Annotated in this window: 15 protein-coding genes and 6 tRNA genes; 19 read left to right on the forward strand and 2 right to left on the reverse strand. The window is 44.7% G+C overall.

Translation table 11 applies throughout. The annotated features are described in order from the left end of the window. Positions 1-10: 10 nt before the first annotated feature. Positions 11-1,225 carry a DNA polymerase IV gene (dinB, locus tag GWG06_RS12335; protein ID WP_160713557.1) on the reverse strand — a complete coding sequence of 405 codons (1,215 nt, stop codon included), beginning with the start codon at positions 1,223-1,225 and terminating at the stop codon, positions 11-13. Positions 1,226-1,538: 313 nt separating this feature from the next. Here dinB and GWG06_RS12340 point away from each other — a divergent pair, with 313 nt between their 5' ends. Next, positions 1,539-2,204 carry an SdpI family protein gene (locus GWG06_RS12340; protein WP_160713559.1) on the forward strand — a complete coding sequence of 222 codons (666 nt, stop codon included), beginning with the start codon at positions 1,539-1,541 and terminating at the stop codon, positions 2,202-2,204. A gap of 84 nt (positions 2,205-2,288) precedes the next feature. Here the strand turns inward: GWG06_RS12340 and GWG06_RS12345 are convergent, their stop codons facing one another. Next, complete coding sequence (locus GWG06_RS12345) at positions 2,289-2,735, reverse strand: hypothetical protein (RefSeq protein ID WP_127040561.1); 447 nt, start codon at positions 2,733-2,735, stop codon at positions 2,289-2,291. Between the two features lie 108 nt (positions 2,736-2,843). Here GWG06_RS12345 and GWG06_RS12350 point away from each other — a divergent pair, with 108 nt between their 5' ends. The 18 genes from GWG06_RS12350 to rplL all read left to right on the forward strand — a co-directional run bounded on the left by GWG06_RS12350 (position 2,844) and on the right by rplL (position 12,709). After that, complete coding sequence (locus GWG06_RS12350) at positions 2,844-3,596, forward strand: XRE family transcriptional regulator (RefSeq protein WP_127040558.1); 753 nt, start codon at positions 2,844-2,846, stop codon at positions 3,594-3,596. A 199-nt stretch (positions 3,597-3,795) separates the two neighbouring features. Continuing rightward, positions 3,796-3,993, forward strand: a complete 198-nt coding sequence (gene rpsU, locus GWG06_RS12355) for a 30S ribosomal protein S21 (protein ID WP_160713561.1) — start codon at positions 3,796-3,798, stop codon at positions 3,991-3,993. An 87-nt stretch (positions 3,994-4,080) separates the two neighbouring features. Next, on the forward strand, positions 4,081-5,019 hold the full coding sequence (locus GWG06_RS12360) for a tyrosine-type recombinase/integrase (RefSeq protein WP_160713563.1): 939 nt from the start codon (positions 4,081-4,083) through the stop codon (positions 5,017-5,019). 162 nt (positions 5,020-5,181) lie between these two features. Next, positions 5,182-5,481 (forward strand): ribosome hibernation-promoting factor, HPF/YfiA family, encoded by a 300-nt coding sequence (hpf, locus tag GWG06_RS12365; RefSeq protein WP_160713565.1) that lies wholly within the window; start codon positions 5,182-5,184, stop codon positions 5,479-5,481. Between the two features lie 232 nt (positions 5,482-5,713). After that, a tRNA-Thr gene (locus GWG06_RS12370) sits at positions 5,714-5,787 on the forward strand. Between the two features lie 98 nt (positions 5,788-5,885). Then, positions 5,886-5,971 (forward strand) — tRNA-Tyr (locus GWG06_RS12375). A 170-nt stretch (positions 5,972-6,141) separates the two neighbouring features. Then, positions 6,142-6,214, forward strand: a tRNA-Gly gene (locus GWG06_RS12380). A 26-nt stretch (positions 6,215-6,240) separates the two neighbouring features. Further along, a tRNA-Thr gene (locus tag GWG06_RS12385) sits at positions 6,241-6,312 on the forward strand. Positions 6,313-6,434: 122 nt separating this feature from the next. Continuing rightward, positions 6,435-6,510 (forward strand) — tRNA-Asn (locus tag GWG06_RS12390). Positions 6,511-6,582: 72 nt separating this feature from the next. Then, positions 6,583-7,770 carry an elongation factor Tu gene (gene tuf / locus GWG06_RS12395; RefSeq protein WP_127042263.1) on the forward strand — a complete coding sequence of 396 codons (1,188 nt, stop codon included), beginning with the start codon at positions 6,583-6,585 and terminating at the stop codon, positions 7,768-7,770. Between the two features lie 101 nt (positions 7,771-7,871). Continuing rightward, positions 7,872-7,942, forward strand: a tRNA-Trp gene (locus GWG06_RS12400). Between the two features lie 112 nt (positions 7,943-8,054). Beyond that, entirely contained in the window at positions 8,055-8,255 is a 201-nt protein-coding gene (secE, locus tag GWG06_RS12405; RefSeq protein WP_127042261.1) for a preprotein translocase subunit SecE, read from the forward strand. Beyond that, positions 8,256-8,825 (forward strand): transcription termination/antitermination protein NusG, encoded by a 570-nt coding sequence (gene nusG / locus GWG06_RS12410; protein ID WP_127042259.1) that lies wholly within the window; start codon positions 8,256-8,258, stop codon positions 8,823-8,825. 173 nt (positions 8,826-8,998) lie between these two features. After that, entirely contained in the window at positions 8,999-10,183 is a 1,185-nt protein-coding gene (locus GWG06_RS12415) for a transglutaminase domain-containing protein (protein ID WP_160713567.1), read from the forward strand. Between the two features lie 226 nt (positions 10,184-10,409). After that, positions 10,410-10,853 (forward strand): 50S ribosomal protein L11, encoded by a 444-nt coding sequence (rplK, locus tag GWG06_RS12420; protein WP_127042256.1) that lies wholly within the window; start codon positions 10,410-10,412, stop codon positions 10,851-10,853. Between the two features lie 43 nt (positions 10,854-10,896). After that, positions 10,897-11,586 (forward strand): 50S ribosomal protein L1, encoded by a 690-nt coding sequence (rplA, locus tag GWG06_RS12425; protein WP_173962902.1) that lies wholly within the window; start codon positions 10,897-10,899, stop codon positions 11,584-11,586. A gap of 60 nt (positions 11,587-11,646) precedes the next feature. Continuing rightward, positions 11,647-12,177 (forward strand): 50S ribosomal protein L10, encoded by a 531-nt coding sequence (gene rplJ / locus GWG06_RS12430; RefSeq protein WP_127042252.1) that lies wholly within the window; start codon positions 11,647-11,649, stop codon positions 12,175-12,177. Between the two features lie 160 nt (positions 12,178-12,337). Further along, positions 12,338-12,709 (forward strand): 50S ribosomal protein L7/L12, encoded by a 372-nt coding sequence (gene rplL, locus GWG06_RS12435; protein WP_127042250.1) that lies wholly within the window; start codon positions 12,338-12,340, stop codon positions 12,707-12,709. Positions 12,710-12,870: the final 161 nt, after the last annotated feature.

The following is a 12,870-nucleotide window of genomic DNA, read 5'->3' on the forward strand; positions in this document are numbered from 1 at the left end:
TCACAAATGATTATATTTTGAAATAAGGCATGATGTCCTTTGGGGGTACAGGATATTTCTTTTTATCCGGTGGAATAGCGTTGGTGCCTTTCATGAGAAATTCCGGCCCGAAGCGGTTTTTGATATGGTCTATGGCCTGGTACAGGGAAATCATTTCCTGTGTATCGTCGAACAGGCTGATCTGGTAATTTCCCTGTACCAGGTGGCTGAAACGTACGCCTATCAGGCGAACCAGCAGGCGGCGGTCATAAAGTTTCTTAAATAGTTCCTTTACTTTTTCCAGCAGTATATGATCTGAGCAGGAGTAGGGGATAGACATCTGCCGGGTGGTTGTTTCGAAGTCCGAGTAGCGGATTTTAACGGTGATGCAGCCGGTGAGTTTGTTTTGCTGCCGCAGTTCGAAGGCAATTTTTTCTGTCATGCGGACCAGTTCCCCGTGCAGGAACTCCATGTCGATGGTGTCTGCCGGAAAGGTACTTTCAGTGGAGATGGATTTCTGTTCATAGTAGGGGATTACCGGCGAATCGTCGATGCCGTTGGCTTTGCGCCAGAGGGAGATGCCGTTTTTTCCCATCCATGCTTCCAGGAGGGAGACAGGTACCTCGCTGAGTGTTTTTACGGTTTCCACGCCGCGGCGGCGCAGTTGTGAAGCGGTTTCGCGGCCTACCATCGGAATTTTTTCCACCGGCATGGGAGCGAGAAAATTTTTCTCTTCGCCGAAGCAGATTTCCAGTTGTCCGTTGGGTTTGGCTTCGTCGGTGGCTACTTTCGACACCATTTTGTTAGAGGCCAGGCCGAAGGAGATGGGAAGCCCGGATTCCTGCATGATGAATTTTCTCAGTTCTGTGGTCCATTTGAGGGAGCCGAAGAATTTATCCATACCGGAGAGGTCGAGATAGAATTCATCGATAGAAGATTTTTCATACAGCGGCGCGCGGTCGGCGATGATCTCGGTGATTTCGCGGGATTTTTTACTGTACAGTTCCATGTCGCCGCTGCGTATGATAGCGTGCGGGCACAGGCGTAGCGCGGTTTTCATGGGCATGGCGGAGTGGATGCCGAATTTACGCGCTTCATAACTGCAGGCAGCCACCACAGCGCGGTCGCTGCTGCCGCCTACCAGTAAGGGCTTGCCTTTCAGGCTGTCGTCCTGCTGGCATTCTACAGACACAAAAAAACAATCCAGATCAAAATGTGCGATAGCTCGCTGCTGTAACGCAATCATAATATGTTTGTTTACCGTGCAGATGATGCATGAGTATTCGTTTTTTATAATAAAGCGATAGGCGGATGGCAGACCGGGCATGGAAGGGTCCACTTGGATAGTGATCAGCAGGGCCTGCCAGCCGGAATCACTGTTTGACTTGTTTTACAAAGGTACTAATTTACTTAGTAATACTAAAATTATTAGCAAATTTTTATCCCCATTTTCATTTTTCATAACTTTGTTACAACATAACATGCCCGGAAGATGTAGTATAGGAGAATGGCGCTGAAGGATTTGTAAAGTGGATTATCATCTCTAAACTATCTTTCCCATGAAACAACCGGATTATCTGAAAGAGTTTTTTTTGCTGGCATTGTTACTGCTGCCGATGGCCTACCTGGCAATTATCTGGAATCAACTGCCCGTTACAGTTCCGGCTGGCAATCCACCTGATACTGCTGATTATGTGGATAGAAGAAATGATTTTCTGTTACTGATGATTTTTCTGTTTGTTACAAACGGGCTGCTGTATGCACTGTTCAGATATCTGCCTAATACAGGGGAAGTGCAGGAAGATAGTAGTAAAGCAGATGTAAGAGAGTATTTCCGGATCCGTTTTATCATTCATATTTATCTCGCCGTCTTTTCCTGCATTATTATTTTCATGTTTAGTCAGGCTAAGCCTTTTGCAATGGAACGCTGGGCATTTGCAGGCGTAGGAGCCCTGATCACAGGTATAGGCTTTTATCTCAGAAAGCTGGCGCCCAATCATTACGTGGGAGTGCGTACGCCCTGGACGTTACAAAGCAGTGAAATCTGGACAGAAACGCACCATATGGCCGGCACGCTGTGGATTTGCACGGGATTGGCCATTATTATCAGCGGCTTTTTCCTGTCGCTGCTGACCGGGGTATTCCTGATTTTTTTCGCTGCGCTGGTATTGGCGGCATTGCCTTATATTTACTCTTTCAGGTTATACAACAAAGACAAAGGATAACGGACTGAATTATTAAGTGGTCAATCTATAAAAAAGAAATGGCGGCTCTTAGGCCGCCATTTTCTGTTTGAAGAGTACGTTATTTTAGAACCAGGAGCCGCCGAGCGCTGCGCGGAAAGGCCATGGGGTCAGTACGAATATAAGCAGCAGGGCAATTCCGTAGAAAATTAATGCCAGCTTGTGTTTCTGGGCGTCGGTAGCCGCCTTTTTTACTTTGGATTTACCGATGTGTACCAGTGCAATGGCAACGATAGCCAGCGTGGCGTGTTCTACTGCATAGAAACGCAGTGTTGCGTCTTTCATGGCTGCGCCCATATTGGACATGGCTGCCTGTGCTTTCGGACTGAATACGAAATACAACAGCAGGCCCACCAGCAACTGAATATCGCAGATGATGGAAAAGAAAAGACCCGCTTTACTATCTGCCGCAGTAAACGGGGTTTTACCTGTAACGCCTTTCAGTGCGCGGATAACCGCCAAAAGTCCTATCAAAACTACTGCCCACCTGAGGATGGAGTGAAGATGTACCATAACAAATTGATTTTACCGGGCAAAAATAAGCGAAGGGACTTGAATATATTTGGTATTTTATAAAATTATTTGCTAATTTTGTTAGCAAGGTACTAAATTATTTAGGTTATGTCCGTAGTATGTCAGAATTTGAAATATCTGCGTAAGCAAAAAGGCTGGACGCAGCAAGAGTTTGCCGACAAACTGGGTATCAAGCGTTCGTTGCTGGGTGCTTACGAAGAAGAGCGTGCAGAGCCGCGTACGGAGATCCTGGAACAGGTCAGCGATATGTTCCGGGTTTCCATTGACGATCTGCTCCGGCGTGATCTGGGATCCCAGAAAGACAACTTCCTGGAAAAACGCCGTCAGCAAAAGCTGGGCAGTTCCCGTCAGGCCATTCAGTTTGTGCCGGTAAAAGCCGCAGCCGGTTACCTGGCAGGCTATAACGATGATGAGTTCATTGAAGAACTCAATACTTTCACCCTGCCTATGCTGGGCGCAGGAGATTACAGGGCCTTTGAAATAGCCGGAGACTCCATGTTGCCGGTGACTTCCGGCTCCGTTATCGTTTGCCATAAAGTAGACGGCTGGGAAGAAATCAAAAACAATGAAACCTACGTTGTAGTCACTTCCCGCGAAGGCATTGTTTTTAAACGCATCCTGAAAAGTAACCGCTCCAAATCCAAAATCACCCTGGTATCAGACAATACCCAGTTTGACCCTTACCCGGTTGATATGGAAGATGTACTGGAACTCTGGCAATCAGACGCTATTATTAGCAAAGCCAGCCAGCAGAGCCGTATGAGCGTCAGCCACCTGGCCGATATGGTCAGCCAGCTCCAGGACCAGGTGAGTATGTTGAAGAAAAAGATAAAGGACTGAAATGGAAATAATTACGAATTACAAATTGCGAATTACGAATGAAAAGCGAAGAATGAAGCGAATCTCATACCTGATTTCCGCTTCATTCTTCGCTTTTCATTCGTAATTCGCAATTTGTAATTCGTAATTATTTCCATTTTGGATTTAATTAAATTAATCTTATCTTTGCGTTCCTATTAAAAAATAAGAGGCAAAAATTATGTTGATCATTGATTCTAAAGATTGCGAAAACATAGACAAGGCGCTTAAAAAATATAAAAAGAAATTCGAGAAAGCTCGCATTTTACTGCAGCTGAGATCGCGCCAGTCTTTTACTAAACCATCTGTAAGACGCCGTAACGAGGTGTTAAAGGCTGTATATAAACAACAGCTGGCCAGTGGTAAATTAGAAGGTTAATCTTGTATTAGCGAAAGCTAGCACAACTCAAAATATTTGATGATTGTAAGGTTATTATATAACTTTACAATCATCAATCTTTTTGCGTTGAACGAAGAACTATATTCCTTAGCCGGGCGATTCATCTCCAGTATTCAGCTCGAAAAGCGGTATTCAGGTCATACCTGTACAGCCTACCGCAATGATCTCCTTCAGTTTTTTGATTTTGTTACCGCCACCTACGGCACGGCGCCGGTCGGGGAAATTACGCATGTAATGATCCGCAGCTGGCTGGCGAAGCTCATGGAAGATGCCATGACAGCCAAAAGCGTGAACAGGAAAATATCTACCCTCAAATCTTTCTTCAAATACTGCATCAGGCAGGAACTGGTAAAGCAGTCGCCAATGATGAAAGTAGTAGCGCCTAAAATCAGCCGCCGCCTGCCGGGATTTATCGATGAAAAAGGGATGCAGGCCCTGGAAGATAACCGCAGCCCGGTATCGCTGGGAACACCGGAAATATTTACGGACGACTTTGAAGGACATACACACCGCCTCATCTTCGAGATTTTTTACCAGACAGGCATACGTTTATCCGAACTGCTTTCCCTGCAGGAGTTCCGGGTAGATAAGAGTAACCTGAGCATCAAAGTGATGGGGAAAGGAGGGAAGGAGCGTATTATTCCGATCAGCCGGGGACTGAATGAGCAGATCAGTGCCTATATGGCCATGAAGCGCAGCCACCTGGAAGATTTTGAGCCGGTAGTACTGCTGGTGCATCCGCACAGCGGCCGTCGCCTGTATCCCAAATATGTATACCTGATGGTGCGCAAGTACCTGACCGAACATCAGATCACTACTTTCAGAAAGAAAAGTCCGCATTTGCTGCGGCATACTTTTGCCACGCACCTGACTAATAACGGGGCGGACCTGAAGGCGGTGCAGGAGCTGCTGGGCCACGCCAGTCTTGCTTCCACACAGGTGTATACACATACTACCATTGAGCAGCTGAAGAAGGTTTATCAGCAGGCGCACCCGAAGGCCTGACGCTGATTTTTTTCTTTTTAACAAAATATTACGCGCAGTATTATCACAGCATTATAAAAGTGAGTATATTTAATACAGAAGTTCTTTCACAAAAAGAGAATGCCTATGACCATGGTTTACTCAATAGAACCTAGATTGTTAAATATTTAAAAAATTAGTGCTATGAACGTTCAAATTCAAACTGTGCATTTTGATGCTGATTCAAAACTGATTGATCACGTGAATAAAAAACTGCAGAAGCTGAACACATTTTATGATCGGATAGTCAGTGTGGATGTGTTTTTAAAGTTGGATAATTTAGCGCATCAGGTTAAAGATAAAATTGCCGAAATAAGAGTACGAATACCTCGCCAGGACCTCTTTGTAAAGCATGAATCCAAGTCCTTTGAAGAGTCCTTCGACCTCGCTTTTGACTCCTTAGTTAACCAGGTGAAAAAGCAAAAGGAAAAGAAATTTCAATAATTTTTTAAAATAATTTTGGAAATATTAATCTCTTTGCTACCTTTGCCATCCCGATCCAAAAAACGGGTTGGTAAAGGTAGCAAAGTTCTTTATAGCAGGGCGTTTTAGACGAAACAGATAAATTAAAAAATATTTGTTACGAACTGAAAAAAAAGATTTTGAGAATTGAAAAAAACTCTTAATTTTGCGCTCTCTTTTAGGGACACATTTGAAAGAATGTTTTTTGAAAGATGCCAGCATAGCTCAGTTGGCCAGAGCTACTGATTTGTAATCAGTGGGTCGGGGGTTCGAATCCCTCTGCTGGCTCATCGATTTTTATTTGGTTGTTTAACACTGTAATTCTGCATAAGAATCCCGGTTGAGAAAATCTCAGATAACTGAATGACAAAATCAGAAAGATGTTAGGGCAGGTTCCAGAGCGGCCAAATGGGGCGGACTGTAAATCCGCTGTCTTTCGACTTCATAGGTTCGAATCCTATCCTGCCCACCAAAACGGCGTGTTCCGCTTTTGCCCTTGCAGAGGCGGAACATAGTTGTTGAGTGGAAGGTGAGAAATCAGAAGATTGAACTGATACCCAAGCCCTGTGAAACAGCAGCCTTTTATGTTCTTTAATTTATTTAATGGTGTATAAACTGCAATGGTGGTTTATATATTCATATGCGGGAGTAGCTCAGTTGGTAGAGCGACAGCCTTCCAAGCTGTAGGTCGCGGGTTCGAACCTCGTCTCCCGCTCGCATATATTGTTAATGCAATTTCAAGCTGTTGTAGCTCAGGGGTAGAGCACTTCCTTGGTAAGGAAGAGGTCGAGAGTTCAATTCTCTTCAACAGCTCATTGAATTTTAGAAGAGAAGAATCGTTGTTAGTGAGGTTACTTCGCATCAACAAATTAAACTCCATAAAATTCGAATTTCGGAATTCGAATTTATAAATTCCGCACTCCGAAATTAAACTTAGCGTTGTAGCTCAATGGCAGAGCATCCCAGATAGTTATTTAGGGAAGGACGTGAGTTCAATTCTCATCAACGGTACAAGTTTGTAAAACCGTTTTTTTAAAACAACTATCAATACAATCTTTACAAACCATCTAAAAAGAAAATACAATGGCAAAAGAAACCTTTAAGCGGGATAAACCCCACGTAAACATTGGTACCATCGGCCACGTGGACCACGGTAAAACTACCTTGACTGCTGCCATTACCACAATTTTGGCAAACAAGGGTCTGGCAGAGAAGAGAGGCTATGATGAGATCGATGCTGCTCCTGAAGAAAAAGAAAGAGGTATCACTATCAATACAGCTCACGTTGAGTATCAGACAGCTAACCGTCACTATGCTCACGTTGACTGTCCTGGTCACGCTGACTATGTGAAGAATATGATTACCGGTGCTGCTCAGATGGACGGTGCTATCCTGGTGGTTGCCGCTACGGATGGTCCTATGCCGCAAACAAGAGAGCACATCCTGCTGGCTCGCCAGGTAGGTGTACCTCGTATCGTTGTTTTCATGAACAAAGTTGACCTGGTTGATGATCCTGAGCTGCTGGAACTGGTTGAGATCGAGATCCGTGACCTGTTAACTTCTAATGGCTTCGACGGTGATAACGCTCCAGTAATCCAAGGTTCTGCAACCGGCGCTCTGGCTGGTGACGAAAAATGGGTTGGCGCTATCGACCAACTGATGGAAGCTGTTGATACATACATTCCGCTGCCTCCACGTCCGGTTGATCAACCGTTCCTGATGTCAGTTGAAGACGTATTCTCTATCACCGGTCGTGGTACTGTAGCAACTGGTCGTATCGAACGCGGTCGCATCAAAGTTGGTGAGAACGTTGAAATCGTAGGTCTGCTCGAAGAACCACTGAAATCAACCTGCACTGGCGTTGAGATGTTCAAAAAACTCCTCGACGAAGGTGAAGCTGGTGACAACGCTGGTCTGCTGCTGCGCGGTATTGAGAAAACTCAGATCCGTCGTGGTATGGTTATCTGCCAGCCAGGTACCATCACTCCGCACACTGAATTCAAATGCGAAGTTTACGTACTGAGCAAAGAAGAAGGTGGCCGTCACACTCCGTTCTTCAACAAATACCGTCCTCAGTTCTACTTCCGTACTACTGACGTAACCGGTGAAGTTGAATTACCAGCAGGTGTTGAAATGGTTATGCCTGGTGATAACGTTAGCCTGACAGTTAAACTGATCCAGCCTATCGCTATGGACAAAGGTCTGAAATTCGCTATCCGTGAGGGTGGTCGTACAGTAGGTGCTGGTCAGGTGACTGAAATCATCAAATAAGCATCTCATAATATTAAAAGCCATTAGCTTTGGCAATTAAATGTCAGTATTTTTTAATAGATTTGCTGGCTGCTGAAAGCTTACAGCTAATGGCTTTATACACGGGTATGGTGCAACGGTAGCATACGGGTCTCCAAAACCTTTGATCTGGGTTCGAATCCTAGTACCCGTGCAAGGTTAATTAAATATTGAATGGTTGAATTGTTGTTATTTCATAACAAATAAAACAATTCAACCATTTTTAGGCTTTAACCAATTTGACCATAAAACGTTAACTTTATACAATGAATAAGATCAGAAACTACTTCCGCGAGTCTTATCATGAATTGGTTTACAAGGTGTCCTGGCCTACCTGGCAAGAACTCCAGTCATCTACCATGATCGTGCTGATAGCAACCCTGTTTGTTACTGCACTGGTTTGGGGTATGGATGCCGCCTCCAATTTTGTGTTAACACATTATTACGAAATATTCAAAGGCAAATAAATGGATGCAGCCAATAACATTCCTGCTCAGGAAACAAAGTGGTATGTACTCCGCGTTGTTAGTGGCAAGGAAAAAAAAGTGAAGGAATATCTGGATATCGAAGTACGCCGCTCCGATTGGGGTAACGTTATTTCCCAGGTGTTTCTGCCGGTAGAAAAAGTATATAAAGTGCAGGCTGGTAAAAAAGTGATGCGCGAGAAAAACTTCTATCCCGGTTATGTGATGATTGAAGCCATTGATGGTAAAATGACCGATGAAGTAATACAGGCCATACGTAACGTATCCGGTGTTATCCACTTCCTCGGTAAAGAAAAACCAATCGCACTCCGCAAAGCAGAAGTTAACAAAATGCTGGGTAAAGTGGATGAACTCTCCGATCAGGGTCTCACCATGAGCGAACCTTTCATCGTAGGCGAAACCATCAAAATCATCGATGGTCCGTTCAATGACTTCAACGGTGTGATTGAAGAAGTGATCGAAGACAAAAAGAAACTGAAAGTAACGGTGAAAATATTTGGCCGTGCTACCCCTGTAGAACTCAACTTCATGCAGGTAGAAAAACTGGCCTAGTATTTTTTCATATAGTATTTGTAAAAGCGCTCCGAAAACCGGGGCGCTTTTAGTTTTAGCCACCAACCCTGCTGTTCTCTGATGAAACGCGTCCGCTGTAGCCTGACTCCTGTCTTATCTGCTGCCATGATATTCCTGGAATTTTTACCTTATAATATATTATCTGTTTATCTATGAAGTATTTACTCTGCAGTCTGTACGGACTGCTGCTCACGGGCCTGGTACAAGCGCAGGCTGTGAAAAAGATTACTCCGGCGCCGGCAGCGCCTGCCTATGCACCTATTCCTGACAGCGTTACCGGCTCTGCTGCATCTATGGCCGGTTACCTGGCTGCACATCACAAAAATCAGCGGGACATGCTGAAATCCCTCTTCGGCTGGATGTCCACCCATATCACCTATGATATGGTGAACACCTTCCGTCCGGATTACTACAAGGATTCGGCAGACGCGGTTATCAAAACGCTGCAGACACGCACGGCTGTTTGTCAGGGCTTTGCAGCATTGTTTACGGAAGTGAGCAGGCTTGCCGGCATTCCGGCCTTACTGCTGTCCGGCTACACTTTTTCCAACGGCCGGATGGATAATGCCAGTCATGCCTGGGTAGCTGTATGGCTGGATAATCAATGGCAGATCGTTGACCCTACCTGGGGCTCCGGGTATACCATGAACGGAAAGTATACTGCTAAGCTGGACTGGAAGCAGTTCCTGGTGGCGCCGGCAGTTTCCGTTAAAACCCATGTGCCTTTTGATCCCTTGTTTCAGTTTTCGGAGTATCCGCTGCGCCATGAGGAAATCAGGGATGCTAAGTGGACAGCAGGGGCAGCCAGGCCGTTGTTCGGGTATAAAGATACGCTGGCGGCTTATGAGTCAGCCACTTATCTGGACCGTATCCGGAGCATGGCAGGGCGGATTGACCGGTACGGGGTTACCAATCAGCTGATTGCTGCTGAGCTGCATTACCTGATGAATGTAATACGCGTAGAGCAGCATAACCAGGAGGTAACGGCGCAGAACGGCCAGGTACACAGGCTGAATGAAGCCGGCAGTGTATATAATATGGTGGTGAACACCTTTAATGATTATGTTGTGTTCAAGAATAATCAGTTTGCTCCTTCCAAACCGGACAAGGAAATCCAGGAATGGGTGAACGGGATGGCGGTAAGGCTGGATGATGCCGGGCGGATGCTGAATGGGCTGGAGCTGACAGATGCGGCTAACCGGAGGGTGATGGAGGAGACGAAAGTGTCTATCACGCAGCTGAAGCAGCGGGTCGTGGAAGAGCAGGCTTTTGTAGCGAAGTATGTGAAGACAGGCAGGTTGTTCCGGAAATCCTTATTTTATAAATTGGTGTTTTAGCTGTATTTTTGCAGGCTTCGGATTATAAGGAATTTTTCGGGAAATGCAATGGATTTGTAAAAAAATCGGGTTATTAGCAAAAAGGATGCCCAAATTCAAATACTTTTTGTCAATTTCATATTATTATTTACCTTTGCATCCCCTTTAAAAGGTTATTTTAGTTCCTTTTAGTTTTGGGAGTTCTCTGTTCTGCAGAGGGCGTTTTAACCAAATTAAATTAAAAAGTATGGCAAAAGAGATCGCAACGTACGTGAAATTGCAGGTTAAAGGCGGCCAGGCCAACCCTGCACCTCCGATTGGTCCTGCACTGGGTTCCAAAGGTGTGAACATCATGGAGTTCTGCAAACAGTTCAATGCCCGTACCCAGGATAAAATGGGTAAAGTATTGCCTGTGTTGCTGACTGTTTACACTGACAAATCTTTCGACTTCGTAATTAAAACTCCTCCTGCACCTGTACAGTTGCTGGAAGCTGCAAAATTACAGAGTGGTTCCAAAGAACCTAACCGTAACAAGGTGGGTAAAGTTACCTGGGCTCAGGTAGAAGCTATTGCACAGGATAAGATGCCTGATCTGAACTGCTTCACCCTGAACAGCGCTATGAAAATGGTGGCTGGTACTGCTCGTAGCATGGGTATTACTGTAGAAGGTAAAGCCCCCTGGGAAAACTAATTGTTTCACCCTGTTAAGGCAGGAACTTTAAATCATTCTGAAAATGGCAACTAAAAAGAGAAAAGTAGCTCAGGCTAAGGTGGACAAAAACAAGGCGTACACCCTGAAAGAAGCTTCTAACTTAGTTAAAGATATTAACTGTACTAAATTCGACAGTTCTGTCGATTTACATATCCGCTTAGGCGTTGATCCTAAGAAAGCAGATCAGGCTATCCGTGGTTCCGTAACGCTTCCTCACGGTACTGGTAAAACTAAACGCGTTTTAGTGCTCTGCACACCTGATAAAGAAGCTGCAGCTAAAGAAGCTGGTGCTGATTTTGTTGGTTTGGATGAATTTATCCAGAAGATTGAAGGCGGTTGGACTGACATCGATGTAATCGTAGCTACTCCTGCTGTAATGCCTAAAATCGGTAAACTGGGTAAAATCTTAGGTCCACGTAACCTGATGCCAAACCCTAAAACCGGTACTGTTACCAACGACGTAGCAGCAGCAGTTAACGAGGTGAAAGGTGGTAAAATCACTTTCAAGGTAGATAAAGCTGGTATCATCCACGCTTCTATCGGTCGTGTATCCTTTGCATCTGATAAAATTGAGCAGAACTCTCAGGAGCTGATCAACGCTATCATCAAGCTGAAACCAGCTACTGCAAAAGGTACTTACCTGAAAGGTCTGTCTATGGCCAGCACCATGAGCCCAGGTATTGCAATCGACACTAAATCTGTTCAAAACTAATTGATCACGAGTTGTAGCCCGGTTGTCTGAAAGGATGGGGCTTGCTACAAACGTTATAATATGAATAAAGATCAAAAAAATGAAGTGATCGAACTGCTGAAAAGTAAGTTCTCTCAATATAGCAACTTCTACATCACCAACACCGAATCATTAACGGTAGCGCAGGTTAACGACCTGAGGAAAGTTTGCTTCGACAAGCAGGTGGAAATGAAAGTGGCTAAGAACACCCTGATCCGTAAGGCACTGGAATCTCTGGACAGCGAAAAATATGCAGGTATTCTTGACAGCCTGCATGGTGTAACTGCCCTGATGTTCTCTGACAGCCCGAAAGATCCTGCTGTTATCATCTCTTCTTTCCGTAAAGCTAACAACAAGCTGGAAAAACCAGTGCTGAAAGCAGCTTTCGTTGCTGACGAAATCTTCATCGGCGACAACCAGCTGACTGCTCTGACCAACATCAAGACCAAGAACGAGCTCATCGGCGAAGTTATCGGTCTGTTGCAATCTCCTGCAAAACGCGTTATCGCTGCTTTGCTGGAAAAAGGCAAGAAAGAAGGCGCAGCAGTGGAAGAAGCTCCTGCAGCCGAGTAAGGAATTTAGTCATTTGATATTTGGTTATTTTCAACAGCACTTTTCAGTCGCTCAGATCAAATAATCACATCTCAAATAAACAAATTCCAAAATGAATTATGGCTTCCAAGTCACAATATAATTAACAAACATTACAAACATTACATTAAAACATTATAAAATGGCAGACGTAAAAGCATTAGCCGAACAATTAGTAGGTTTAACTGTTAAGGAAGTACAAGAACTCGCAGACGTACTGAAAAATGAGTACGGTATCGAACCAGCAGCTGCTGCTGTAGTTGTTTCCGGTGGTGGTGGCGAAGCTGCTGCAGCTGAAGAAAAAACTGCATTCAACGTAGTTCTGAAATCTGCAGGTGCATCCAAACTGAACGTTGTTAAGGTTGTAAAAGACCTGACCGGTCTGGGTCTGAAAGAAGCGAAAGAACTGGTTGACGGCGCTCCTAAATCTGTGAAAGAAGGCGTTAGCAAAGCAGAAGCAGAAGATCTGAAAGCTAAGCTGACTGAAGCAGGTGCTGAAGTTGAAATTCAGTAATTCTTTGCTTAGTATACATCTTTTACAAGGTCAAAAGTGCTTATGCACTTTTGGCCTTATTCCCTTTGGGAAAGTGTCTTTTTCAGAGAGTCAAAACGGGGAAACACTCTAGGTGACTTTGACAATGTGCAGAAGGCATAATTTATACTGAGGATGGATAT

It is taken from the genome of Chitinophaga solisilvae (assembly GCF_009928525.1).
Taxonomy (GTDB): domain Bacteria; phylum Bacteroidota; class Bacteroidia; order Chitinophagales; family Chitinophagaceae; genus Chitinophaga; species Chitinophaga solisilvae.

Excerpts from the sequence above, each read along its gene's own strand:
- dinB (WP_160713557.1), bottom strand. The coding sequence starts at position 1,225 with ATGATTGCGTTACAGCAGCGAGCTATCGCACATTTTGATCTGGATTGT.
- GWG06_RS12340 (WP_160713559.1), top strand. The coding sequence starts at position 1,539 with ATGAAACAACCGGATTATCTGAAAGAGTTTTTTTTGCTGGCATTGTTA.
- GWG06_RS12345 (WP_127040561.1), bottom strand. The coding sequence starts at position 2,735 with ATGGTACATCTTCACTCCATCCTCAGGTGGGCAGTAGTTTTGATAGGA.
- GWG06_RS12350 (WP_127040558.1), top strand. The coding sequence starts at position 2,844 with ATGTCCGTAGTATGTCAGAATTTGAAATATCTGCGTAAGCAAAAAGGC.
- rpsU (WP_160713561.1), top strand. The coding sequence starts at position 3,796 with ATGTTGATCATTGATTCTAAAGATTGCGAAAACATAGACAAGGCGCTT.
- hpf (WP_160713565.1), top strand. The coding sequence starts at position 5,182 with ATGAACGTTCAAATTCAAACTGTGCATTTTGATGCTGATTCAAAACTG.
- tuf (WP_127042263.1), top strand. The coding sequence starts at position 6,583 with ATGGCAAAAGAAACCTTTAAGCGGGATAAACCCCACGTAAACATTGGT.
- secE (WP_127042261.1), top strand. The coding sequence starts at position 8,055 with ATGAATAAGATCAGAAACTACTTCCGCGAGTCTTATCATGAATTGGTT.
- nusG (WP_127042259.1), top strand. The coding sequence starts at position 8,256 with ATGGATGCAGCCAATAACATTCCTGCTCAGGAAACAAAGTGGTATGTA.
- GWG06_RS12415 (WP_160713567.1), top strand. The coding sequence starts at position 8,999 with ATGAAGTATTTACTCTGCAGTCTGTACGGACTGCTGCTCACGGGCCTG.
- rplK (WP_127042256.1), top strand. The coding sequence starts at position 10,410 with ATGGCAAAAGAGATCGCAACGTACGTGAAATTGCAGGTTAAAGGCGGC.
- rplA (WP_173962902.1), top strand. The coding sequence starts at position 10,897 with ATGGCAACTAAAAAGAGAAAAGTAGCTCAGGCTAAGGTGGACAAAAAC.
- rplJ (WP_127042252.1), top strand. The coding sequence starts at position 11,647 with ATGAATAAAGATCAAAAAAATGAAGTGATCGAACTGCTGAAAAGTAAG.
- rplL (WP_127042250.1), top strand. The coding sequence starts at position 12,338 with ATGGCAGACGTAAAAGCATTAGCCGAACAATTAGTAGGTTTAACTGTT.